This window comes from Butyrivibrio sp. X503 (assembly GCF_003625475.1).
Lineage (GTDB): Bacteria > Bacillota > Clostridia > Lachnospirales > Lachnospiraceae > Butyrivibrio.
In genome coordinates this window covers 1-24239 of record NZ_RAIQ01000009.1, presented here as the reverse complement: position 1 = coordinate 24239, position 24239 = coordinate 1, and the positions used below count along the sequence as shown (strand labels likewise).

Sequence of the window (24239 nt, the reverse complement as noted above, 5' to 3'; positions counted from 1 at the left end):
ATATCATTTCCTCCATAGCAATGAGATCCGGTAATATCAGCTCTCATAATTATTTTTCATAACGTACTCATCATTGGTCCAAGGAAGCCTTGCGGTATACAGCGTTCCGTCAACCTTCTTAACATATACCGCGGGATAATAGTGGATAAAAAGAGGTGAAAGACAAATCGTATAACCTCCTGCATTGGTAAACACCACTCTGTCCCCGGCCTTAAGCTCAGGTTCCTGCTCTGCCATAAAGAGCCTGTCGTACTCCATACATGTCGATCCGCAGATCATCTGCGCGGGAAGCTTCTCTCTTCCGGATTCTTCTCCCGCAATCTCGAATCTGTGAGGGTACCATCTTCTTGTAACCTGAGGATTGAGATTAACTCTGCTTCCGTCGATGATAACGTATCTGTGCTCTCTGACCTGTTTTGCATCAATAACACTTGTTATAAAATCAAAACTCGATGAAACCATGGATACTCCGGGCTCCATGATAAGCTTGGTCTTTGATACATCAAAAAATTCCGAAAGGGACTCGGCAATTGCAGGCACATAGCTTCTAAAGTCAGGCTTATCCTTAACTCCGCCGTAGTAACCGCCGCCCATATCGACATAATCAAGATCCAGGCCATATTCGTCCGCAACTATCCCTGCGACCTTGGCAAGAACCTTGTACGCATTTATTGAACGGGACTTTGTTGATGAATGAAGGTGAAGCCCCGCAATCTTAACGTTCTTAGCTGCGCTTAGCTTATCGATTACAGCTTTCAGCGCACCGTTTTCATAACAATATCCGAATCTGCTTCCCTCTTCGTCAGCAAGAACTTCCTCCGGAAGAAGCCTGGAAATATCGTAATTAACTCTTAAACCTACATTTAATTTTTTATCCGAATAATCCTTTGCAATCTCAAGAACCCAGTCAGGTTCGTAATTGGAATCAAGATTAACGATTCCGCCCGATAAAAGAACCTCTTCAAAAGATGCTCTGTCTTTGATAGGTCCGTTATATATAACTTCATTGGGTTTAAATCCGATTCTTTTCGCAAGATCATATTCCTCGGCGGATACAACTTCAGCAAAAAATCCATTGTCCTTAAAGTGCTTAAGAAGCCATGGAAGTGAATTGGTCTTTACCGAATAAGAACAGATGTAATTATTCCAGCCCTTATCCAGAGCGGTCTTGAGCATGTCGATATCTGCATCAAGAAGCTTCTCGTCTATTCTGTAATACGGAGTTGCGAGCTTGCTGTCGTCGAATTCCTCGCTGCTCTTTAAAGCCTCTTCAAACAGTGCGATTCTTCGAGCATCGTCATCGGGGTGAAGCTTTCCATACTTCTGCTCCGCGATCTTCCAATCATCGAAAGTATCTATGTCCTGAACCTCGTCATCCGAGAGGATCACGGGAACCATATCTTCAACATCAGTAGTTCTGCCTCTGAAGAAAGCATCGGTTCTGCAAGCATAGAACTGCCCGCTGTCATGATATAACTTTTCAAGATCCTGAGACCTTGTATTTTCAAATTCGGGATATTTTCTTACAAGTCGTCCGTCCACAACAACAAATCCCCTCTGAGGAGGATATGAAAATTGGCACACGGGAGTTACCGATTCATGCTCATCAAGGCATTTCATCGCCTCTTTTAGCCTAACAGCTGTTATGAATGGTGCTGTAGGATATATGCAGCAAAATCTGTCATAGTTTTGCCCAAGTTCTTTGTATTTTTCAAGGACTTCTGCGATAACTTCATCGGTCGTCGCATAGTCTCCCGCAGTAGCTTCCGATCTAAAAAAGGGCACTTTTGCACCGTATCTTTTGGCTACTTCAGCAATCTTTTCATCATCCGTTGAGACCATGACCTCGTCAAAGGCGCCACTTTCAAGAGCCGCCTCTATTGAATAAGCAATTATAGGCTGCCCGCAGAACTCTTTTATGTTTTTTCCGGGGATTCTCTTACTTCCGCCCCTGGCTGTGATTATGGCTATGGAAGTCATTTCGTCTCCTCCAGCTCAAACTCGCTCTTTATCGCATCACAATATCCGTCAAGCTCAAAATGAGTTGCCGCTTCAAGCACATAGAAACCTCTTCCCATAATGGATGCGCCGTTTGTAACTTTTCCAAGGAACATACCGGGTGTCAGATTACACTGCCACGCCTTGAGCGGATATTTCTTATAAAGCTCTTTTTCATCGGGAACCTTGTTGACCCTTACATTTTCAAAATCAAAATATCTGATCACCATGTTCCCGTTAGTCTTGGTTTCAAACGAATACGGTCTATTGAGACCCGGTAATGCAAACTTAATAAACTCAGCAACCTCATCTACACCGCTTGCCATCGGGGTAAAAAGATTGTGCAGATTATGTCCCGAAGGTCTTGCTGACGTTTCAATGATAAATGGCCTGTTGTTTACATCTTTAATAATATCAGCATGGATAAGGTTATCCTTAAACCCTATGGTTTCGCCGACCTTCTGCATAAGATCGATGACCCTGTCATAAAAATCTTTATTCTCATCCGTTCTAAGAACAGAATAATATCCAACACACTCTCTGTACGGAGGCGGCGTATTCTTCTTGCCCCTAAGAAGGATAAGCTTGAATTTACCGTCAACAAACACTCCGTCAACGCCGTATTCGGGTCCCGGAACGCAGCTCTCTATGCAATAATCCTCATCATAAGGCTGAGCCTTAAGAAATTTCTCTTCAAGCTCTTCGCGGGTATTATAAATTTCAACGCCCCTGCTACCAGAGCCGAATCTGGGCTTTACCACAACAGGATACACCTCATTTAGCTCTGAAGCGTCCATAACATCGGATCCCGCAGGCAAAAGATACAGCTCAGCATCCCTAAGTCCCTTCTCATTCAGGACCTTATGAAACTCATATTTGTCGGTGCAAATGCCCGCAGCATAAGCTGTAACTCCTGTAAGACCGTATTTATCATTAACCGCACCTGTAGTCGTAAGATATCTTCCGATCGGAACCGGAAGTATCATATCGGGTCTGTTTTCTTCTTTATCCAGAATCTCAAAAACCTTCTCAGGGCTCCTGATATCTACAACAAATGAAACATCTGCCGCTTTAAGCCCCGGTGCATCCGGATTTCCGTCAAGCGCCAGCACTTCAAGTCCCAACTCTTTAGCCTTATTTATCGTATATATTGACTCGGAGCTTGCTCCGATCACTGCCGCTCTCATCTTAATAAAACCTCCGAAGAATACCGAAATTCTCGCATTCTCTAACTAATTGATTATAATATATCGCGCGTACAAGGTCAAAATTCACTGCGTCACATCCGCGCCCGTACACTGTCATCTGACCTCGTAAGTCGTCCACATATCTTCCGTAAACAGCTGCTTAAAATCCCCTGCTACCGCACAAGAAGAAATCAGATTATCAAAAGCCTCTTTTTGCATATCATCATCTGCGGCATAAAGGATAATCTTATCTGCCTGTGTAACGTCTTTATCTTCCAGCTTCTGTGTATTTTCCTCATCCATGTAAAAGACCTTGTCATAGCAAAGAAGCTCATCCGTAAGCCTCCATACATTATGAGCAGTCGCAGGGTTAAACATAACAACCGCTACCGAATCCTTATTGCCGGCTGCATAGGCCATTTTCTCCACATCCTCTGGATACAAAAACAAAACATTCTTATCAATGAAATGTCCCTTAGCAAGGAAAAGCAAAAGAGCTGCAGTCATTGCGATCATGTATGCCTTGTTGCCAATAGCGTCGATGACGTAATAAAGATCCCAGAATAACAATAAGATCACAAGTCCGTAGATTGGCATTTCATATCTTCCGGACGCACTTCCCACTAGAAGCGCACATTTGGTCGTAAGAAGGAAATATCCTACGGTTCCGACTGTCAGAATAACCATCTGTGCCCCCATACCCTTGTGCTTTTTGTTTTTGACCAAAAGAGCCATTATACCAAGGATAAGCATGATCACTACGATCATCAATCCGCCCGAGAATACAAAATTATTAAGCAGACCCACAAAGAACGATATTCTCATTCCGGTATTTTTAATGTCAAAAAAGCTTCCGGCCGCGCCGGTTCCCCTGTATCCGCCGAAAAGATGATGAACACTTGCGGGATATGTGATAACGGCCAGCATAAGCGATACTGCGCAGCTTACAACATAAAGAATCGCCGTCTTAATATCTTTCTTTTTAAACAAGATCCAGCATGTAAGCGCCGCTCCGATACTGACAAAGAAAAAGATATAAAAGTACTGGATCAGAAATCCGATATAAGAAATCACCATTATCGGAAGTATTCCCCGAAGGAAAAGCCTCTTTTTATCATCCGAATACTCATCATAAGCCTTCATGAATCTAACATGGACAATTGCACACAGAACTATCGCGGCACATAGCCATGCATACATACGGATCAGTAAATTGCAGGAAACGGTCTGCGTGTTCAATCCCCAGAAAGTAAGACTTAAAACCTGTACCCAAATCGGAACATCAAGTTCTCTCATCAGCATAACCATCGCTATAAATGAGATAACAAAGGCTATTAAATTAGTTATGATCCCGCTCCACTTGGTAAAGTTTCCCGGAGTCAATGAACATACAGTGTGGAAAATATAATAGTATACGGGAGGATGAACATCCCAAGACTGAACGAGCTTAACAAGCCCGTAGTTAAAGCCTTCTCCTTTTTTTACAGAGAACTCATCATAGACAGTCTGCCTGTCCTGCCACTCTCTGTCAGGCTGATAGAGTCCAAGGCTTCTGTTTGAAGAAAAATATGTATAATACTCATCCTCATGAAAGCCCTTCTTTTGGAATCCGTAAAATACACTTACCAGAATCGATATAAGTAAGATTATGTAAATAGCATATTTTTTCATGCTTACAGTCCCCTAACATAAGCGTGGAGTTTCCTCACAAATCTCGGCGCAGGAGCAAGTATCAAAAGATATATCTTATCCCTCTTGGAAAGATATTTGCTTCCGATAATCTTTCCGAGGTTCTTCCTGATGTTTTTTACCACTCCCAGGTAAAAATCATTATCTTTTGTCATCTTGCTTGTCGGGATATGCAAAAGATAATCAAGTCTCTGATAAAAACCGAATCTCTCGGCAACAGGAACAAGCTCGGGATATCTGTTCTTTACGATATCCAGCGCGACATCCGCATTTCTGACAATGTCAGTAAAAACAGAGGGGAAATAGTCCTTATCCTCAGCTTTTTTTCTTGAATTACTGCCCGTTCTGTAAAAAACGTGATAGTACTTTTCGGGAAGTATGACAAGCTTATTTATCCTTGCAAGGACCTTGATCATCAGATAAAAGTCCTCATTAAGTTCACCTTCGGGGAACCTTAGGTCGTCAGAAAGAATCGACCTTCTTGTTATCTTCGTGCAAAAAGACGCATCTCCCGTGTGCATAAGGAGTGTCTTCATATGCTCTTTTGGTGTAACAACACTCTCTTTATCCGGGGGTGTGATCACATCGGGAAGCATCGAACCGTCTTCAGCGATCTCATCTCTTGAAACCTGCACCATGTCGGCGTCATTTCTCTTGGCCGCGTCCATAAGCGTACTGAACATGCTCTTGTCGACAAAATCATCACTGTCTACAAATCCGATGTAGTCTCCCGTTGCATGGCTTATTCCAAGGTTTCTGGCGCTGCTGGAGCCGCCGTTTTCCTTGTGAAGAGCCATGACATTCTCATATTTTGCAGCGTACTCATCAGCTATCTTACCTGTAGAGTCGCTCGAGCCGTCATCAACAACTATAATCTGCAAAAGCTCCGCAGGATAATCCTGAGAAGCCACAGACTCGATACATCTTCCAAGAAGATCCTCGATATTATATGCAGGTATGATAACCGTTAATTTTCCGGTATTCTCAGCCACTAACAGCCTCCGTCTCAGTTTCGGTCTGCTCATCCACAACAGACTCTGCCTTTATCTCATTCTCTTTCATCTGAAGGAAAAGATCATATCCAACTACCATAATGGTTATAAGCATTGCGATCGAAAGCGGCCATACCGTAGTCACGGTCGAGCCGAAAAGATATCTCGAATATGTGATCATCGCAATAACCTGAAGTGCTGTGCAGATTGACATTCTCTTATATGAAAATACGGCATAAACAACTGCAAGTACCTCGGGAATATATGCATATCTTTCGTGCATTGCAGGCAGACAGAAGCAGCAAAGCAGCGATGTAAAGATAACCAGCGTTATCATATATCTGCCGGTAATCTCAAATTTCTTTTTATAAATATAATAAGCAATAATACCGAAGATCATAACCGTCGCAACCGAACCGACAGGTATAAGGATCTTTCTGATATTTGAGTTAAGGTCATTGGCAATTATCGCATAGATACTGGGATAATTCATTGTAAGCCTTGAGAACATGGTAACCTGCTTGCCGTAAATTCCAAGGAGGTCTCCCCAGCTTCTTCCCGCAATAGCCGCAGGGACCATTGCAAGCACGTGAATAACGGGTATCCAGAAAATATATCTTATCTTCACTTTATTTTTGAGCCACATAAGTATCACAAAGGGCACAAAGAAAATAGCCTGCTGCTTGAAGCTGTAGGCAAGTGCCAGATAAATAAACGCTCTGTTATCTTTTCTCTTGATGATACTAAGAAGGGATAAGAAAACAAACGTAGTATATATAGAATCATTCTGTGCCCAAGCTCCGCTGTTAAGTACCATTGTCGGAAGGAACATTGTAGCTGCGTATGCGATCATGGACTTCTTAACGTCGCCCTCTGTAACCGCATATGCGATCCTAAATATAGTGATCGCGCAGACAAAATCAAATATAACCGAAACCGTCTTAACAAGGTACATATCGCTTATTCCGCCGCCGATATAGTGAAGTATCACGATTACATACTGGAACATGCAATTGTAGTCAAATGTACTTGCATCGGATACGCCGGGCTTGATTCCAAGATAATGAAAACCTCCTGCCTCATGACACTCTCTCATCCAATCGGCAAAAGCAAGCTTGTAATCACCCGAAACTATATCATAGAGCGACATTCTCATTATTATTCCAAGGCACGTCAATACCGTGAAAAAGAAAAGGTCAAATATTGTGATGGTCAGGCCGAAGATCTTAAATTCGGTTTCAAATAATTCATCGATGTTTCTCATAAATTCCTCATTCCAATTGATTCTTTTCCTGCAAAGTTCTCAAAAAACCTGCAGGCTTAATTATTTCGGCAGCGCTCATAGGTCCTTCCATGGAAGGTCTCGGCTCTTTACCGCTTAAAAACTCTGTGCAAAAGCGAATAAGCTCAACTGCCGCATGTCTCGGATTCCAAAGCTCAGAAATTGTCTCCTTAGCCTTTTCTCCAAACTCCAAGATTTTATCTCTATCTTCAAATAAGAGCAATACTTTGTTGTAAAAATCAAAGAAATCGCCGTTTGAATACGTGTAACCGTTCACACCACTCTCTATAAGGAAAGGAACAGCTCCCGCCTCTTGCGATGCAACAACTGCGCATCCGCACGACATGGCTTCATTAACAACGGCGCCCCAACCCTCAAGATAGTTGCTTGTGAATATAAAAATATCAGCTGTTTTCATATATTCCAGCACTTCTGCAGGCTTTTTACCACCTGTCAGAACAACTTTATCTTCAATACCTTTTTCATTTATGCTTCTTTCAAGGTCATTTTTCAGCTCTCCGTCGCCTATGATCTCCATCTTGAAATCATATCCGTGGCCTTTAAGTTTCTCAGCCAATTCGACAGCAAATTCCGGATGTTTAAGATCGATCAGTCTTCCTGCCCAACAAATCCTGATGGGATAGCCGACCTTGCGTTCTTCATCTTGGAAAGAATAGGATTCCTCTCCGATGTTTTTAGAATACCGGTCAATATTCCCTACCGGAAAATATCCCCACTTGAGCATCTTACCGGGGTAACTTCTTATCAGATTAAAATCCGAAGCGACATAAGCTCCCGCACATAGCAAGTATACGGGATTATTCCTGTATTTGATATGCTCGTTGTATTTATTGATAAGCCCTTTGGGGGTTATCATCTTCCACTGGCCTTCTCTGTAAATCCTTTCGCTAACGCGAAAAGAGAGCTTGCCGGAAGAAAGTCTTTTTGCCTCAAGCTCTTTTACAATGCCCTCAGACCATCCGAATATCGTGACATCGCTATTTAGGATGAGGTCCTCGCAAGCTCTTTTGTCCTCATAATACAAGGAAACAAACGGATAATCCGCAGGATCAACCGCCCAGCCCATATCTATCCTCTTTTGCTCCATAGGCATAGTCTGAACAAAGCGGAATTCGACGCCTTCGCCGTATCCCGCCATTTCCTTGCAAAAAGGAATCTGATGGTGATTTATGTAGTTAGAGACAAAAGTAATAACCACTTGGTTTACTCCTTATTACTATCAAGCTCGTTATAGATTTCAAGAAGTCTCTCATAATTTGCATCCGCGTCATGTGTTATACGCGCGTGCTTGGCTGCATTGTCACCGTACACTGCCGATATTACAGGCTCGTCCCAGATCTGGATGATAGCTTCGGCGAGCTTTTCCGGATTCTTTTTCTCAAACAAAAGACCGTCCTTCTTATCTGTAAGAAGATTGGGAATTCCGCCTGTATTCGAAGCAACGATTGGAACGCCCAAAAGCATGGCCTCTCCAACCGAATTGGGCGAATTCTCAAGCACAGAAGCACATACAAATACGCTGCTGTGCAAAAATCTGTCCTTCATCTGCTCCTGATCAAGCGTTCCAAGCATTGAAACCTTCTTCTTGAGCTTGTTTGCAGATATAAGCTTCTTAAGATACTTGCCGTAAGCGCTTGCTCTAAGGAAAAACGGATATTTGCTGTTGCCCTTTCCAAGTATGTTGTTTCCGGCAACGAATAAATGCGCGTCGGGATACTTCTCCAAAATCTTGGGCATGGCCTCAAGCATAAAATGCAAGCCCTTAAGCGGATAGTCACCCTGTGCCATAAATATTGAATGAGGATCTGCCTTTTTTTCATCCCATTTTCCCGTATAGAATCCGGGTCTCATAGTCTCATTCATTAAAAAATACTTGGCGGAAGGATTGATCTTGGCAGTCTCCGACTTGTCAAAATCGGTTCTTCCGGTTATATTTCCGGTAAGTCGAATCGCTTCTTTCTCATGCTCGGCACGGATCAAAAACTTATTACGCTGTTTTACGAGCGAATCGTCCTTCAATCTGTCTCTGAAGGTTGCCGCTTCCTGTACATTTACAGGGAGACCCGCCATATAATCAAACGCGATCGCACCGCAAAGTCCCTGAATACCCAGAAGTGTTTTATCCGGGTTATTAAAAACTCTCATCATTGCAAGCGTATGCGGGAATTCTGTTCCAAAAATATGCACGATGTCAGGATTGAAGTCGTCCAAAACATTACGGAATCTTTCCTCTATGGAACGATCGTAAGTTTCGGGATGATCAAGATCTTCCGTGAAATCATAGTAGGTTATTCCATCGATAACCTCTTTGTAATTACCTGCATCTTCCTTAGGGAAACAAATTCCCAAAGTAAGCTTATTCTTTTCAGAATCATTTTCCCCAATGATTCTGTTAAGGCAGCCCGTAAGCCAACCTTCTCTTACCGAATATTCAGTTCCGTGTGCTTCGGCATACGCCGGAAGCATAATGTTACATAACCATAAAACTCTCAATTTCTCTTCTCCTTTAGCTTGTAAATTAAGCTCTTAAGCGTGTTGTAAACTCCTGATGTTAGCTTGTTTGATGACAGCGCCGTTCTAAACGCTGCAAAAGTAAATATCCGTATTATATCATATTTTCTGATTTGTGACTTCGGAAGATACAATTTGATGATCTCACGCCTCTCCTCTTCGGAAAGTTTCTTGTTCACATCAGAGAATCCCCCGCCCTCATAATTAGCAATAATTACAGGCATGTATACAGCCTGCGCTTTCTCTTTATAAAAGCATCTCAAAAACTGTTCATAATCCGCTCTGACCTTGTACTTTAGATCAAACGGATTTCTGTATATGAGCCTCTCATCATAAAAACAAGCCTGATGAGAAGGAACATTTCTGTAGCAAGCAAAATCATCGATTCTGGGATTGGACGCAACTCTTTGTCCCGTCATACAATCAAACGTATCTCCGTAAAAGATCGAGGGAACCGTTGTTCCGCTCTTCTCAATCTTGGTAATGATATTGTCATGCACCTTCCTGAGCACATTTTCGTCTCTGAAGGTATCGCCGCAGTTCAAAAAGAAAATGTACGATGGAAGCTCTCCCGCACGAAGTATCTTAACATCATTCGAATCTTCAAGTTCTTCACCCTCTGCCCTTGCGCTTTTAACCTTTTCATTTAAGTATGACGCCGCAATATTCATAGCGTGATAAATACCATTGTCACAGCTCTCAACAATAGTTACCTCGCCTTTTTCATCAATATCGCCTGTTATGCCATATTTTTCTCTGAGCCTCTCAAGCGAGCCGTCGGTAGACATTCCGTCTTTTATCAAAATCCGATAGTTACAATAAGTCTGTTTCTTGACACTCTCGACAGTCTCAATCAGCTTATTTCCCGGATTATATGAAACTATTATTATTGTAAAAAAAGGTTTCTTCATATAAAAACTAACTCCTTAATAGCCTTTCTCCGAAAGGATCGGCGGCATATCATGAAAAAGAATTGTCCGGTACGGAAGTATCCTGATACCGTCGTTGGCCGCCCCTCTCATATAGATCATAAAATACAAAATACATCCGACAACTGTCGCCACGGTCAAAAGCTTTCTCTTTTTCTCATCCTTTATATTCTTTATGATCGCAGGAACAAACAATATCTGTGTTATATTCAGGTAGTATCCAATTCTCGAAACAATCGGAAGGAACGAGCCGAATACGTATAATGCAAGCGCCATAAGGTTGCAATGAAAATAGAATGAATATTTACCGCTCTCTCTTATCTTGTCCCTAAACACCCATAGTGCAAGAGCTAGAACCACGATGCATCTTGCGATATTTACATAGCTTATTCCGCTCACATACTCATCCGCATTATCCTTGTAAGAAGAGTAAAAATGAATGGCAATCTTAAGATAAAGATCTTGCAGAAACAAACACGATACACAAAACGCCGCGCCGACCACATACATCCATCTCTTCCACTTAATCCTGCAAAGCGGGTAAAAAACGAGTATCATAAACATCGATTTATGAAAAAGACATCCCACAAGCGCAAAAAACACAAATTTCGGCCAGTCTTTTTTTATCACATACTTAATCGAAAACAGCGCTATTCCCAGTGCTAAATAATAACGAGTGGTGCTTAATGATTGGAAATAATATCCAAGAAACATAAACATCACAAAGCTAATAAGGAACCACTCGCTTTGATCCCAAATTGCTTTCATAAAAAATAAAACCGTAAAAAAAGCAAAGAAAGCAAATACCAATATAAACTGCTCAGATCCGCAAAGCGAATAGATAACGCGTGTTACCATGTTAAATCCCCATTCCGTGGGGACATAGGCATCACAATAAGCAAGATGCATAAACTCTACATGCTTGGCATAATCATTGCCGACATTGACTCTCAACGCAGCAACCAAAAAAAGCCCCATGAAAATAGTGAACATAGCAATAATATTGACCATATCCTGTCTTTTCATGCCGCGATAGACACATAGATTTCCTGCATATTCGGTATTAAATTCCGTCTTTTTGATCAGCATTGCCGTCAGTATGACAAACGCCGTCAAAGCCAAGTAAACTGCCATCTATAACCTTTCGCCTTATTTCAATATGCATTTGAAACTATCTTGCTTTTACTTTTTTGCCGTGCTTAACGCCCTTTACAAGAATCTTGTAGCTCTGTAAAAGCCCCATTTCCTTGCACATTTCGTCTTTATTCTTATACAAATACCTAAATCCCAGTATCTTAGCCATCTTTCCGTAAAGGAAATGATATAGCACTCCTCTGTCAAAAAAGAATTTCTCGGTATAACCCTTGAACCATGTAGATTCTCCGGGCTCCTCATGCCCGAGTGCAACGGGCGTTCTGTACATTGAAAGCCCCGCCTTTAAGCAGTCATGTAAAAAGAGAGAGTCCTCACCGTTCATAAACTCGGCCCCGCCGCCAAATAATAGCGAATATCTGACGCCCGCCTTTACAAGCTTTTCTCTCCTTGCAGCGATCGCATATGCCGGATATCTGCCGTAGTTTCTCCATGTGATCTCGGCAAAATCTTCATTCCAATAGGTCTCTCTTCCGGGCTGCGCCTTAACATTAAACAAAAGCACATCCGCCTCGGGATGCTTGTCAAATTCCTCAATGATCCTATCTGAGTATCCTTCATCATAGACTATATCGTCGTCGCCAAAATGAATAAGCTCATGGGTCGCTGTATCTAGCGCCATATTCCTCGACAGGCCAACTCCCTTGGCGTGCCTTGTAAGCACCTTGCAAATTCCGTTAAGCGCAACGATCATCTCATCCTTGTCGGCGCCGCTTCCGTCAGGCACCTGATTGACGATCACGGCGTCAGTCTCTATTTTCATTTTGTTAGGTAGTTCTTCGGCCGCCTTGTCTACAGCCGATATCAGTATTTCAAGTCTGTCGGACATCTGTCTCCACCATCATCCCATTTTTTAGTAAAAAGATATTTCCCCAAATATCATTTAATCCCATAATAGCGCTTGATAAATTTCTCGTCGGCGCGTACTATAACGGTTCCGAGAACCGGGCAATCATGCTTTTTAAGCTGCGAAATAATATGCTCGATCATCGCTCCGTTCTTTTTCCCCATAGGTATTCCTATAACAACTCCGTCGGAAGCGTTTATCTTCCTGTAATTCTCAAGCTCTTTTCCCGGAACCTCCATGGGAGTAAGCTTAGATACGCTATCGCTTCTTCCGTTTCCGAGTACGTTTTTGAGAACATCAAGATCTTTTCCCGATCTCTCATAATCCTCCATGCTATCCGTTGAGATAAAGAATGCATTCTCAGCCTTTGAAACATATTTCTCAAAAGTCTCTGTAAGCTCATTCTTAAGCATGCCGCAGATATTGCCCTTATCGGAAACAACCCCCAGAACCGGGATTCCATATCTTCTCTCGCACTCTTCCGGCACGTATACGGAATCATCAACAGCATCAAGCAAAAGAACGATCAAAAATGCCAAAAGAGCTGCCAAAGCCGCGCCGAATATTGTCGCTGTAACTATTCTGTTGTCGACTTTTTCAAGATAAATATCACTTCTTGATATCACATCTATAGAATCCACCGCGTGCATCACACTGACATTCGGGAAATTCTTCAGGTTTTCAATAATTGCATCTGTTATCTTATTTATAAGCTCTTTATCTGTGTTTTTTACCGTAATAACAAGAAAACGATAGTCCGAAGGAACATCTGCGCTTACGGAAGCTTCGACCTCTTCCTTGGTTACATCCACTCCTTCAGCCTCAAGTATCTTCATTGTCTCATCAAGAACGTCATATGAAGGCAATACCAACTTGGACCATGAATAAGAATTGTAATAATCTATCATGGTTCCGCCATTTTCATTGGTGATATAAGCTTCAGGTGAATACGTAAGATAAAAATTGGTCTGTGCCTCGTACTGCCTTTCGGCACCAAAAGCCACGGTCACAAGATAATAGATTCCCGCTCCGATAAGCGCACCAATGAGCGCCGCCACGGGAATCAGCCATATTTTCTTCAAAAATCTAAGATAGAAACTCTTAAGATTTAACGTTTCATCCATATACTTATTCTTGTTTCTGTCCATGTATCAAGTCTCCGTATCGCAATTATCGGTTACACAAATCAATTATCCGCGCGCCGCCTTCCTTATGAGTTCTTCTTAGCAGTAATCTGGTCATCCTCAATTCCCTCCGTCGCATCGGGAGTAATAAGGATCTTGGGTGTAAGCAGCGCAATCTTAAGATCGAGCCAAAGCGAATAGTTCTCTATATAAGTAAGATCAAGCTTAAGCTTGTCATACGGCGTTGTGTTGTACTTGCCGTAAACCTGCGCATACCCCGTAAGTCCTGCTTTAACCTTGGTCCTGAACGCAAACTCAGGCATCTCTTCCATGTACTGATCTATGATCTCAGGCCTCTCGGGTCTCGGACCGATAAAAGACATATCTCCGATGAGAATGTTAAAGAGCTGCGGAAGCTCATCAATCCTGCACGCCCTGATAAACTTACCAAAAGGTGTGATCCTGGAATCATTCTTGGCAGCAAGCCTTGCAACACCGTCCTTTTCCGCATCCACACTCATACTTCTGAATTTCATTATCTTAAACTCGCGCCTGTCCTTGGTGCACCTTACCTGTTTGTACAGGACCGGGCCTCCGTCGTAAAGCTTAGTAACGATCGCTGCGATCAGCATAAGCGGCGAAGTAATGATAATAAGCAAAAGAGATATCAAGATATCAAGGAATCTTTTTATAAATCTCTGCTCAATCTTGATGGAATATTCTCTAAGCAAAAGAACCGGTGTATCAAAAACATGAAGCTGCGATGACCCTTTTAACAGCACATCCGTTATCTTGGGCATAACATATATTCTTATATTTCTGCCATAGCAGTATTTAACAAGCCCATTCCTGTATTGGCTCGGAACATCCCAGATGATAACTCCGTCGTAATCTCCAAGGCATTCTTCGTATACCTTATCAATACCCTCGGAAATATTGATCTTTTTTACAATAGTGTACTTATCTTTTCTTGTATCAAATTTACTGATAATATCATCCGCAGCATACTCGCCGTTTACAAGGAGAAGCCTTCTCGGCGGGAATATCCGCATATAAAGAGCGTTTGTTATGTATGCCCATGCAAAAGATATCAATAACTGAATCAGGAACATCCCCAACATCGGAAGGACGTCAACATACTGAATTCTAATGATCAAAAACTGGGCGTAAGTAAAGAAATTTACCAAAAACAATATAAAGATCTGTGACAAAAAAACATCCAATGGCTTAAGGTAGCCTATTTTAAGTCCGCCATAAGCATTAGAAATAACTATCAGCAATACAAAATAAAGAAGTAGTGTGAATATGTGGCCCCATATTGTATACGTAAGACCTCGACCCATGTACCAATCGCCTACAAGAACATATTCCCCAGTCTCCTGATCCAGCTGAAGAGTTTTTCTTCTCCAATCATGTAAGATCGGATAATAAACACTAAACCAAAGCCATGCGTAAACCGCAGTCTGCATAGCAAGCCCCACAAATCCCAACAACAAAACTGTTATTCTTCTTGATGATTCAGAACGTTTCATATTATTCCCTATGACCGTCATCTTTCTCGCAAATTATTCATTCGGCAGATTATATCATTGTCCTCTTTTACAGCCTGCGAAGAGTCGCTCTGACAGCCCATCCTCCAAAGTAAAATAAAGATTCCAACACCGATAGGTTGGCTATATTTCTGTATAAAAACCAGATTCTTTCCATAGCGATAAGTTTATTGGACGAAAGAGACTTTGGTGGTCTCCTGTAGATCGTAAGATTCTCATCAAGTCCGTAAGCTGTAATTCCGCTCTTAAGTATCCTCCACCACGTCGCCGTGTCCTCACTCGGAACCATAGGCATGTGGATAATTTCCATATCTATATTTTCCGTATCGAACATGACCGTACTCGTGAAAATAACTGTTCTGGAAAGCGCCTGCCTGAAATTAAGCGTAGCGGGCGCATGAACAATCTTTCCCGTAGGCCGCGCCTTCTCATCTCCGAATTCATAAGAGTGAAAAGAAAAAGCGGCTCCCGTCTTTTCCATGAAAGCAATCTGCTTTTCAAGCTTATCCATCTCCCATACGTCATCTGCGTCAAGAAATGCTATATACCTTCCGATTGAAGCGTCAATTCCTGTGTTTCTCGCAGCAGCCGCTCCCTCGTTAACTTCTTTTCTAATAAGCTTGATACGCTTGCCCTGCTCTTTGATGCACTCCTCGATGAGATCCGCACTCCCATCTCTTGATGCGTCGTCCACAAGAATAAGCTCCCAATCCTTGTATGTCTGATTGCATACCATGGCTATGGTATCTTCTATATATTTAGCCGCATTGTAGACCGGCACGATAATACTGACCATTACAACTCCTCTTTTACGATGTACAAAGGACGCTTCTTAACTTCAAGATACGTCTTTGAAAGGTACTGACCGACCACACCCACAAAGAACAGCTGCAATCCGCCAACAAACAAAATGATACTCGCCATGGAAGCCCATCCTGCCAAATGGTTAGGATCTCCCACAGTAAGCTGCCTTATAACAATAAATATGACAAAGATAAAGGCGACAAAACAACATAGCATGCCCAAAACAGATGCAATTGTCAGAGGCGTAGTCGAGAAAGCCACAATTCCGTCAATCGCATAGGTAAAAAGCTTCCAGAAAGACCACTTGGTCTCGCCCTTTCTTCTCTCGATATTTTCAAATTCAATCCATTTATTCTTAAAGCCGACCCAGCCGAATATTCCCTTGGAGAACCTGTTGTATTCCTCCATAGAAAGAACCGCGTCAACAAATTTGCGTGTCATCAGCCTGTAATCTCTTGCCCCGTCAACAATCTCCGCGTTGGAAATCTTGTTGATGAGCCTGTAGAACATCCTTGCAAAGAACGATCTGATCGGAGGCTCGCCTTTCCTGCTGACTCTTCTGGTGGCTACGCTGTCGTATCCTTCATCCATCACCGCATTTATCATTTCAGGCAAAAGAGCCGGTGGATCCTGAAGGTCACAGTCCATGATCACGACATAGTCGCCCTTTGACTTCTGAAGTCCCGCGTACATTGCCGCCTCTTTTCCAAAGTTCCTTGAAAAGCTGACAAGATGAACTCTCTTATCCTTCTCATTTAGACTCTTCACTTCTTCCTGCGTGTTATCTGAAGACCCGTCATCAATGTATATGATCTCAAGCTCGATATCTTTTTCCTTGAAAAAAGACTCGTTCTTTAAAAGCTCGTTGTAGAAATCCGCGATATTATCCTGCTCGTTGTAGCAGGGAACAACAACACTAAGTAGCTTCATTATTGTTTTTACTCCTGATTCATATTCTCGGACATCCAAAAGCCTGTGCCCTCTTCTGCCACAAGTTATAAAATCCCACTCTATTCAGTATTTTACACTTAAAGGGCCTGTCTTTCAAATTTCTGCGGGATATTCTTGGAAAAAAGCATATACTACCTGCAACCTTTACACATTTATGATTGTTTATGATGTGTAAAGGTTTTATTTTGCCGTAATTAAAAAATAATTCATATTTTCACAATAGAATCTTTACTTTATTTTGCAGAAGCCTTAAAATCTAATCAACATAATATAGGAGGACATAATATGAAAAAGACTAGATTACTTGGACTTACACTTGCATTATTGGGAACTGTGACAATGCTTGCCGCATGCGGTTCAAAGAAAGAAAGCGCTGAGTCATCACCCGAACAGGGCACTGAAGCTGCAGCTACCGAAAATACAGCCGAAATAGAATTCGGTAAAAAATCTGAAGAGGAATACCCTATTTCAGATGAGGTCCGGAAAAAGCTTGATGCTTTAACAACAAATTATTCAAAAGTAAATTGGGAAGCTGAATACATGCCGACAGACGGCATCGTAGTTTCTGAAGGAACATATATTGACACTCAGAATATGGTAAGCGTAGAATACCACCATTTGGTCGTAGCATTTACCAATACAACCGATCAGAATATCAAGTTATCATTGGACGGTAATGTTGAAGGCGTAGACGGTACCTATATACAGGACATCTTCACTGATGATATTGAAATCTGGGCAGGTAACACTGTAGCAATTACTTTGGAATTGTTAGAAAAGGTTCCTTCCGGAAACATCAAGTGGAACAAGGTTGAAATCCAGCCTCTTGACTTAGAATATACTCCATACGAAATCTCCGCAAAACTAGACAAGGGTGATTCCGGAAATTACAGCATTAAATCCGAGGTGGTTTCCGATACGGAGCATATGAATTCCTACAGCACCAAAACAGGTTGCGGACTTATACTTGATAAAGACGGCAAAATACTAAGCGGAAACAGCTTATACGAATCAAGCTGGGATTCATGGTCCAATTTATCTATCCCCGCAGAAACATTTAACGGCGAAAACGCCGATCAAGTAATATTTGTAAATCTTTATCTGCCAAAATAAATTTTGAATCAAATAATAAACCCTCTACACAACTCAACTGTGTAGAGGGTTTTCATTTTCCAATCTTTATCTCTCCGCGCGCATAGGATTCTCTAAGAAATCCTTGTACGCAAGCTTGATACCGTCTTCAAGCTCTGTCTTATACGTCCAGCCAAGCGCCTTGGCTTTTGATACATCAAGAAGTTTTCTGGGCGTTCCGTTGGGCTTTGTAGGATCCCATCTGATTTCGCCGGTGTATCCAACGATGGATGCAACCTTCTCCGTAAGCTCTTTTATCGTAAGCTCTTTTCCCGTTCCGGCATTGACCGTTTCGTTGCCGCTGTAGTTATTCATAAGGAATACGCAGAGGTTCGCAAGATCGTCTACGTAGAGGAACTCTCTCAAAGGACTTCCGTCGCCCCAACATGTAACGTAAGGAAGATTCTGTTCCTTAGCCTCATGGAATCTTCTTATAAGTGCGGGAAGAACATGAGAATGTGTGGGGTGATAATTATCATTGGGTCCGTACAGATTGGTCGGCATAACCGAAATATAATCTGTTCCGTACTGCTTATTGAGGTACTCACAGTACTTAAGGCCTGATATCTTGGCAAGTGCGTAAGCTTCGTTGGTCTTTTCAAGCTCTGATGTAAGAAGGCAATCCTCTTTCATGGGCTGAGGAGCCATTCTGGGATAAATACAGGATGAACCGAGGAACTCAAGCTTCTTACAGCCGTTCTTCCAAGCCGCGTGGATAACATTCATCTCAAGGATCATGTTCTCGTACATGAAATCCGCAAGAGCTTCGGAATTACCCATGATACCGCCAACCTTGGCAGCTGCAAGGAAAACATAATCGGGCTGCTCCTGGGCAAAGAACTTCTCGACCTCGTCCTGTCTCGTAAGATCTAGCTCGCTGTGGGTTCTCGTGATGATATTGAAATATCCCTGTTCCTTAAGCTCTCTTACGATCGCAGAGCCAACCATTCCTCTGTGACCCGCAACATAAATTCTATCATTTTTTTCCATCATGATATGCGCCTCTTTTCCCTCTTATTTGTCGATTCCTTTTTCAAGGAACTCCGCAAGGTTAAATTCTACGTGTTCGTTTGCTCTCTCAACGGCAACCTTAGCCATATCGTGCTCAACCATGATCTTTACAAGCTGTTCAAAAGAAGTGGTCTGAGGATTCCAGTGGAGTTTCTCTTTTGCCTTGGTAGGATCGCCCCAAAGGTTAACAACGTCTGTAGGTCTGTAAAAATCAGGTGATACCTCGATAAGCACCTTTCCTGTAGCCTTGTCGTAACCCTTCTCGTCTGCGCCCTCGCCCTTGAACTCAAGCTCAATGCCCGCATAATGGAATGCAAGCTGTGCAAACTCACGAACAGAGTGCTGAACGCCTGTTGCGATAACAAAATCCTCAGGCTTATCGTTCTGAAGAATAAGCCACATACACTCAACATAATCCTTGGCATAGCCCCAGTCACGAAGACTTGAGAGATTACCAAGATAAAGTTTATCCTGCTTGCCCTGTGCGATACGTGATGCTGCAAGTGTGATCTTTCGTGTGACGAAAGTCTCGCCGCGGCGCTCTGACTCGTGATTGAAAAGAATACCCGAGCAGCAGAACATGTTGTAAGCTTCTCTGTACTCTTTTACGATCCAGAAACCATAAAGCTTGGCAACCGCATAGGGGCTGTATGGATGGAAAGGAGTGTTCTCGTTCTGAGGAACCTCCTCAACTTTTCCGTATAACTCCGAAGTTGAAGCCTGATAGATACGGCATGTCTCTGCAAGACCGCACTGACGAACAGCTTCAAGGATTCTTGTAACACCTACCGCATCAACGTCAGCAGTAAACTCAGGTGAATCGAATGATACCTGAACATGTGACTGTGCAGCGAGGTTGTATATCTCATCGGGACGAACCTTGGACACGATACCGATGATGCTCATTGAATCGCCGAGATCTCCGTAATGAAGATGGAAATGAGGCTTGCCCTCAAGATGCGCGATCCTCTCGCGGAAATCTACCGATGATCTTCTTATAATACCGTGAACGTCATAACCCTTCTCAAGAAGGAACTCCGCAAGGTATGATCCGTCCTGTCCTGTAATACCTGTTATAAGTGCAACTTTACTCATATTTGCTCCTAATTCTTCCTATAGTTATATCTCTACTCAAATTTTAACACAGAATAATATATTATAATATGATATAGGTGTCAAAAGTCATATTAGCGATGAATCGCAAGTTTTCTTATACCCGCATTTCTTCCAGATCATGAACACCGCCGCAAACGACAAAAGCTGCGCGATCACGACTCTCACGATCATCAAGTCATCGACGCCCCCTTCAGTTATCACATGAAGAAGATTTGTTGCGATACAGTTGTTAAAAAAGTGATCTGCCATTCCCGCATACAGACTACCCGTCATTCGGTACAAAAGTCCCCACTTTATTCCCATCATTCCCGCGAGAATAATATATCCAATTCCAAGTCCCAAAAACGAAGCAAAATTAATATCTCCGTCAATCAAGTTGTGAAGCGGCGTCACGATATGCCACACTCCGAAAAGAAGCGCCTGAAACAGCAGCGCAAACTTCATCGAATGATCCGTCAGCAATATCTTGTCAAACAGCCCACGGAACGTGCCTTCCTCCATAACCACATTGATGATATTAAAGAAAATGCACATCAGTATAAAGCCGATTCCCTTGTGAATCTCAGATTCTCCCGTAAGCGAAAAACCTGTCGTAAATATGCCAAAAGAAACCGTGTATCCGTAGCTTCTTAAGACAATGATCTCTATACTGTAAGCTATGATAAAAGAAGCCAAACCCATAGCCAGGCCGATTCCGATGCTTCTTCTTATCTTTTCCTTGGTAAAGCCTATGTCGATAGGCTTCCACTTAAGCAGATCCAAAACAATGAATACTATGATGATCCCAAAAATCTTATTGATGCAATTCTCTCCAAGAACAGTTTCATCCGTACGGACAACTATCGCTTCCAGACCATGTACCAGGATCAAAAGACCAAATATGATAAGACATGATAAAACAGTATTCTTCTTAATTCTCTCTCCCAAAAGCTTTTCCTCCGTCATTCTTCAAATAGCGGTGTTGAAAAATATCTCTCCGCGGTATCGGGAAGCACGGTAACAACCGTCTTTCCGGGCCCAAGCTTCTTTGCAAGCTTCACTGCGGCAGCAACATTGGTTCCGCTTGAAATTCCGCACATGATCCCCTCTTCTCTCGCAAGTCTCTTAGCCATTGTAAGTGCTTCATCATCAGAAACGATGTGAATATTATCGTATATGGTCCTGTTAAGGATGTCCGGAATAATTCCGTCTCCGATACCCATCTGGATGTGCGTTCCGATGTTTCCCCCTGCAAGGATCGCAGCATTCTCAGGTTCTGCAGCCCAGATCTCAATTTCGGGATACTGCGCCTTAAGAACCTCTCCGATACCGGTAATGGTTCCACCCGTTCCGATTCCCGAACAAAAACCGTGAATAGGTCCTTCAACCTGCTCCATTATCTCAAGCGCAGTGTGGTTCTTGTGCGCCATTGTGTTATTCGGATTTTCAAACTGCTGAGGCACAAAAACATTGGGATCTTCATCTCTCATTCTGAGAGCCGTGTTAAGGCACTCCTCAATACAAGCACCGATATCGCCGTCATCATGAACCAGAATAACATCAGCTCCGTAGTGCTTAACTATCTTTCTTCGCTCCTCACTTACGGAATCAGGCATGATGATAACCGTCTTATAGCCCCTTACCGCTCCTACAAGCGCAAGTCCTATTCCCTGATTGCCGCTCGTCGGCTCAACGATCACAGTATTTTCGTTTATAAGTCCCTGCTTCTCAGCAGCTTTTATCATGTTAAGCGCGGTTCTTGTCTTGATCGAACCGCCCACATTAAGTCCCTCATATTTAACAAGAATCTCCGCTCCGTCCGGATCCGCGATCCTGTTAAGCCTTATCATTGGTGTATGCCCTACAGCAGCGAGCACGTTGTCGTGTATCATTGCCAAGTATCTCCTTAAAACTGTTTTATTCCAAAAGTCCCGAGTATTATCGGAACGCATTGTTACTATGCTTACCATCCGAGCTTACGAATCTTTTCCACAAGATTCCTTCCGTAGATCTCACATCCAAGCGGATTCGGATGAAGAAGATCAAGGAAGTATTCGGGAAGGTGCGGAACCATCTCCATTCCGTCTATTACGCTCACATTCTTATAGCTACCCGCGATCTCTTTTACCTTCTCGCAGAATGCCATAAGAACCGGAATTCCCTCTTCGCTGTCGCCGCGCCACAAAGGTGAAATGCACAGGATCGGAATCTCATTTCCGTAAATTCCTATAAGCCTCTCATAGTACTCCTCGACAGCCTGCACAGCATCAGCATCGCCGTACTGGTTGGTTCCGAGCGCAACGATGATCTTATCGGGGTTATACCCCTCCATCTTCATCAGGCAGTTCTTATCATAGATATATCCGCCGATTCCCTGATTGACTATATCATAATTTAGAATTCTGTTCGCAACGCTCACATAAGTACAGCCCGAACGAAGCGGTCCGTAGCCCTGTGTGATCGAATCTCCGAGCCAAAGAACCTTCTCATTTTTCGCAGCCTTAGTATATGCCGCGTCAATCTCAAAGTTCCTTACAAGCACTGTCTCGTCCGCAGGAAGATAAATAACAACTGATTTTTTACCGGTGGGAAGCTTCCATGAAAGCCTTCCCTCATCCGCAATATCTTTTACATAGACAATGTTCGTGATCTGTCCGTCTATCATTAGTTCAAAAGAGTCTTCGGAGCCCTTCCAGATTATCTTGTAGTCAAAAGAAACTTCGCTCGCCTCAGTCGTAAACTCAAAAGTCTTAGCTGTAGTCGCCGTACATCTCTCGTACCAAAAATCCAGAGCCCCCTTGAAGTACTCGATCTGATCCTTGTTGTACTGAAAAGCCTGAAGATATCCGTCTTCGGTCCCCTCAAATTCGTACGCCCCAAAATAAATCTCTTTTAATTCCTCATTTGATAAAACCATACCTATACCTCACATAAAAGCTGAAATAACAACATAAGAATGATTATACTTTATTCTAAAATGTTTTACCAATACAAAAGAGCTGATTTGGGAGATTCCCGCAATTGCCAATAATATTTCGCATTATTTGACAAAAATATCTTAACAATGGTATAACAATTGGAATGAGTGTTTTAATTATCAACTCATGTTTCATCTAACGTTTATCAAAGGAAAAGGAGAAAAAATATGGAAAAGAAGGGCGCACAGTTATTCATAGGTGCATTAACTGCCGGAATTGTGGCTACATCAACTATTACGGGCGCAGCAACAATCAAGGGGAACGTAGAAACTACTGAGACTGTAGAATATGTGATGAAAGAAAACGAACATAATTTTACGTCTCAAGAATACTCGCTAAATACATTAGGCACGCCATACATAACAATAACGTATAATAAAGACGGTAAAATAGTGCAAAAAAGCATCCATGAATGCGATAGTTTTGACGAAATAATAAAAGGCCTCCCAAAAGGTTTTGGATATAAGAAATTCTATTTAAAGGGCTACAAAGGAGAGGTTTTTGCCATCACCGGTCACCCCGATACCTCGAATGGAAAAAACACATCATATTATGCTTATTTCTTTACAAAACAAAGCGGCAGCCATGTCCGCTACGTTGGAAGCATCAAGACAGATAGTTATGACAGACCGATAAAGCTATCCAGTGATGGTATTCTCTATGCAAGTGCAACAAGAGACATATACGAGACCTTTCTGGTAACATCTGATGGACAGAAGCTCCTTTACAAAGATCACATCTTTCTTTTTCGTCATGAGGAGGAATGCGAAGGCATTCGAAGAGATTCGGATGTCAGCGCTCCCGGAAAACAATTCCAAAGTAGAGACAAAAAAGATTATGATAAATATGTTAAACAACTACAAAACACACCGGCAATCAGCTTTGACATTGTAAAGTAAACCACAAAAACGAGGAAGCTCACTCGAGCTTCCTCTCTTTTTTATTTTCCACTTATATCATTATTCTTTCTTAATCCCCAACTTATCT

General features: G+C 42.4%; 21 protein-coding genes. 2 read left to right on the top strand and 19 right to left on the bottom strand.

What is annotated here, in order from left to right; all coding sequences use genetic code 11:
* Window positions 1-36 precede the first annotated feature (36 nt).
* From pseF to D6853_RS13495, 14 genes are all read right to left on the bottom strand, one after another.
* The gene (gene pseF / locus D6853_RS15600) at window positions 37-1980 is read right to left on the bottom strand and encodes a pseudaminic acid cytidylyltransferase (protein WP_120658551.1); all 1944 of its coding nucleotides are present in this window, start codon (window positions 1978-1980) and stop codon (window positions 37-39) included.
* On the bottom strand, window positions 1977-3185 hold the full coding sequence (locus tag D6853_RS13555) for an ATP-grasp domain-containing protein (protein WP_120658550.1): 1209 nt from the start codon (window positions 3183-3185) through the stop codon (window positions 1977-1979). The genes pseF and D6853_RS13555 overlap by 4 nt, the downstream gene beginning before the upstream one ends.
* A 114-nt stretch (window positions 3186-3299) precedes the next feature.
* Window positions 3300-4856, bottom strand: a complete 1557-nt coding sequence (locus tag D6853_RS13550) for a hypothetical protein (RefSeq protein WP_120658549.1) — start codon at window positions 4854-4856, stop codon at window positions 3300-3302.
* 2 nt (window positions 4857-4858) lie between these two features.
* Window positions 4859-5866: a glycosyltransferase family 2 protein gene (locus D6853_RS13545; RefSeq protein WP_243108363.1), complete on the bottom strand. Its 1008-nt coding sequence runs from the start codon at window positions 5864-5866 to the stop codon at window positions 4859-4861.
* Window positions 5859-7130, bottom strand: a complete 1272-nt coding sequence (locus D6853_RS13540; protein ID WP_120658547.1) for a hypothetical protein — start codon at window positions 7128-7130, stop codon at window positions 5859-5861. Before D6853_RS13540 ends, D6853_RS13545 begins: the two co-directional genes overlap by 8 nt.
* Window positions 7131-7137: 7 nt before the next feature.
* Window positions 7138-8367 (bottom strand): glycosyltransferase family 4 protein, encoded by a 1230-nt coding sequence (locus tag D6853_RS13535; RefSeq protein WP_120658546.1) that lies wholly within the window; start codon window positions 8365-8367, stop codon window positions 7138-7140.
* Between the two features lie 5 nt (window positions 8368-8372).
* Window positions 8373-9662 (bottom strand): glycosyltransferase family 4 protein, encoded by a 1290-nt coding sequence (locus tag D6853_RS13530; protein ID WP_120658545.1) that lies wholly within the window; start codon window positions 9660-9662, stop codon window positions 8373-8375.
* Window positions 9659-10591 (bottom strand): glycosyltransferase, encoded by a 933-nt coding sequence (locus D6853_RS13525; protein WP_120658544.1) that lies wholly within the window; start codon window positions 10589-10591, stop codon window positions 9659-9661. Before D6853_RS13525 ends, D6853_RS13530 begins: the two co-directional genes overlap by 4 nt.
* 15 nt (window positions 10592-10606) lie before the next feature.
* Window positions 10607-11743, bottom strand: coding sequence for an EpsG family protein (locus tag D6853_RS13520; protein WP_120658543.1), 1137 nt, complete (start codon window positions 11741-11743; stop codon window positions 10607-10609).
* 37 nt (window positions 11744-11780) lie between these two features.
* The gene (locus D6853_RS13515; RefSeq protein WP_120658542.1) at window positions 11781-12590 is read right to left on the bottom strand and encodes a glycosyltransferase family A protein; all 810 of its coding nucleotides are present in this window, start codon (window positions 12588-12590) and stop codon (window positions 11781-11783) included.
* 50 nt (window positions 12591-12640) lie between these two features.
* A complete protein-coding gene (locus D6853_RS13510) occupies window positions 12641-13756 on the bottom strand; it encodes a hypothetical protein (protein WP_120658541.1) in 1116 nt (371 codons plus the stop codon).
* A 62-nt stretch (window positions 13757-13818) separates the two neighbouring features.
* A complete protein-coding gene (locus D6853_RS13505; protein WP_120658540.1) occupies window positions 13819-15264 on the bottom strand; it encodes an exopolysaccharide biosynthesis polyprenyl glycosylphosphotransferase in 1446 nt (481 codons plus the stop codon).
* Window positions 15265-15331: 67 nt separating this feature from the next.
* Complete coding sequence (locus tag D6853_RS13500; protein WP_092245661.1) at window positions 15332-16078, bottom strand: glycosyltransferase family 2 protein; 747 nt, start codon at window positions 16076-16078, stop codon at window positions 15332-15334.
* Window positions 16078-17016: a glycosyltransferase family 2 protein gene (locus D6853_RS13495; RefSeq protein ID WP_120658539.1), complete on the bottom strand. Its 939-nt coding sequence runs from the start codon at window positions 17014-17016 to the stop codon at window positions 16078-16080. Before D6853_RS13495 ends, D6853_RS13500 begins: the two co-directional genes overlap by 1 nt.
* 306 nt (window positions 17017-17322) lie before the next feature.
* On the opposite strand from D6853_RS13495, the gene D6853_RS13490 reads away from it, so the two are divergent.
* Window positions 17323-18150 (top strand): hypothetical protein, encoded by an 828-nt coding sequence (locus D6853_RS13490; RefSeq protein WP_120658538.1) that lies wholly within the window; start codon window positions 17323-17325, stop codon window positions 18148-18150.
* 66 nt (window positions 18151-18216) lie between these two features.
* Here the strand turns inward: D6853_RS13490 and D6853_RS13485 are convergent, their stop codons facing one another.
* The 5 genes from D6853_RS13485 to D6853_RS13465 all read right to left on the bottom strand — a co-directional run bounded on the left by D6853_RS13485 (window position 18217) and on the right by D6853_RS13465 (window position 23191).
* Window positions 18217-19158 carry a GDP-L-fucose synthase family protein gene (locus D6853_RS13485; RefSeq protein ID WP_334295387.1) on the bottom strand — a complete coding sequence of 314 codons (942 nt, stop codon included), beginning with the start codon at window positions 19156-19158 and terminating at the stop codon, window positions 18217-18219.
* A gap of 24 nt (window positions 19159-19182) precedes the next feature.
* Entirely contained in the window at window positions 19183-20274 is a 1092-nt protein-coding gene (gmd, locus tag D6853_RS13480; protein WP_120658536.1) for a GDP-mannose 4,6-dehydratase, read from the bottom strand.
* An 87-nt stretch (window positions 20275-20361) separates the two neighbouring features.
* On the bottom strand, window positions 20362-21222 hold the full coding sequence (locus D6853_RS13475; protein WP_199713040.1) for a CPBP family intramembrane glutamic endopeptidase: 861 nt from the start codon (window positions 21220-21222) through the stop codon (window positions 20362-20364).
* Window positions 21223-21236: 14 nt separating this feature from the next.
* Window positions 21237-22166: a cysteine synthase A gene (cysK, locus tag D6853_RS13470; protein WP_120658534.1), complete on the bottom strand. Its 930-nt coding sequence runs from the start codon at window positions 22164-22166 to the stop codon at window positions 21237-21239.
* 71 nt (window positions 22167-22237) lie between these two features.
* Window positions 22238-23191 (bottom strand): SGNH/GDSL hydrolase family protein, encoded by a 954-nt coding sequence (locus tag D6853_RS13465; RefSeq protein WP_120658533.1) that lies wholly within the window; start codon window positions 23189-23191, stop codon window positions 22238-22240.
* Between the two features lie 228 nt (window positions 23192-23419).
* Here D6853_RS13465 and D6853_RS13460 point away from each other — a divergent pair, with 228 nt between their 5' ends.
* Window positions 23420-24151, top strand: a complete 732-nt coding sequence (locus tag D6853_RS13460; RefSeq protein ID WP_120658532.1) for a hypothetical protein — start codon at window positions 23420-23422, stop codon at window positions 24149-24151.
* Window positions 24152-24239 lie beyond the last annotated feature (88 nt).

Coding starts and splice junctions, on each gene's coding strand:
- pseF (WP_120658551.1), bottom strand. CDS start 1,980: ATGACTTCCATAGCCATAATCACAGCCAGGGGCGGAAGTAAGAGAATC.
- D6853_RS13555 (WP_120658550.1), bottom strand. CDS start 3,185: ATGAGAGCGGCAGTGATCGGAGCAAGCTCCGAGTCAATATATACGATA.
- D6853_RS13550 (WP_120658549.1), bottom strand. CDS start 4,856: ATGAAAAAATATGCTATTTACATAATCTTACTTATATCGATTCTGGTA.
- D6853_RS13540 (WP_120658547.1), bottom strand. CDS start 7,130: ATGAGAAACATCGATGAATTATTTGAAACCGAATTTAAGATCTTCGGC.
- D6853_RS13525 (WP_120658544.1), bottom strand. CDS start 10,591: ATGAAGAAACCTTTTTTTACAATAATAATAGTTTCATATAATCCGGGA.
- D6853_RS13520 (WP_120658543.1), bottom strand. CDS start 11,743: ATGGCAGTTTACTTGGCTTTGACGGCGTTTGTCATACTGACGGCAATG.
- D6853_RS13515 (WP_120658542.1), bottom strand. CDS start 12,590: ATGTCCGACAGACTTGAAATACTGATATCGGCTGTAGACAAGGCGGCC.
- D6853_RS13510 (WP_120658541.1), bottom strand. CDS start 13,756: ATGGACAGAAACAAGAATAAGTATATGGATGAAACGTTAAATCTTAAG.
- D6853_RS13505 (WP_120658540.1), bottom strand. CDS start 15,264: ATGAAACGTTCTGAATCATCAAGAAGAATAACAGTTTTGTTGTTGGGA.
- D6853_RS13500 (WP_092245661.1), bottom strand. CDS start 16,078: ATGGTCAGTATTATCGTGCCGGTCTACAATGCGGCTAAATATATAGAA.
- D6853_RS13495 (WP_120658539.1), bottom strand. CDS start 17,016: ATGAAGCTACTTAGTGTTGTTGTTCCCTGCTACAACGAGCAGGATAAT.
- D6853_RS13490 (WP_120658538.1), top strand. CDS start 17,323: ATGAAAAAGACTAGATTACTTGGACTTACACTTGCATTATTGGGAACT.
- D6853_RS13485 (WP_334295387.1), bottom strand. CDS start 19,158: ATGGAAAAAAATGATAGAATTTATGTTGCGGGTCACAGAGGAATGGTT.
- gmd (WP_120658536.1), bottom strand. CDS start 20,274: ATGAGTAAAGTTGCACTTATAACAGGTATTACAGGACAGGACGGATCA.
- cysK (WP_120658534.1), bottom strand. CDS start 22,166: ATGATACACGACAACGTGCTCGCTGCTGTAGGGCATACACCAATGATA.
- D6853_RS13465 (WP_120658533.1), bottom strand. CDS start 23,191: ATGGTTTTATCAAATGAGGAATTAAAAGAGATTTATTTTGGGGCGTAC.
- D6853_RS13460 (WP_120658532.1), top strand. CDS start 23,420: ATGGAAAAGAAGGGCGCACAGTTATTCATAGGTGCATTAACTGCCGGA.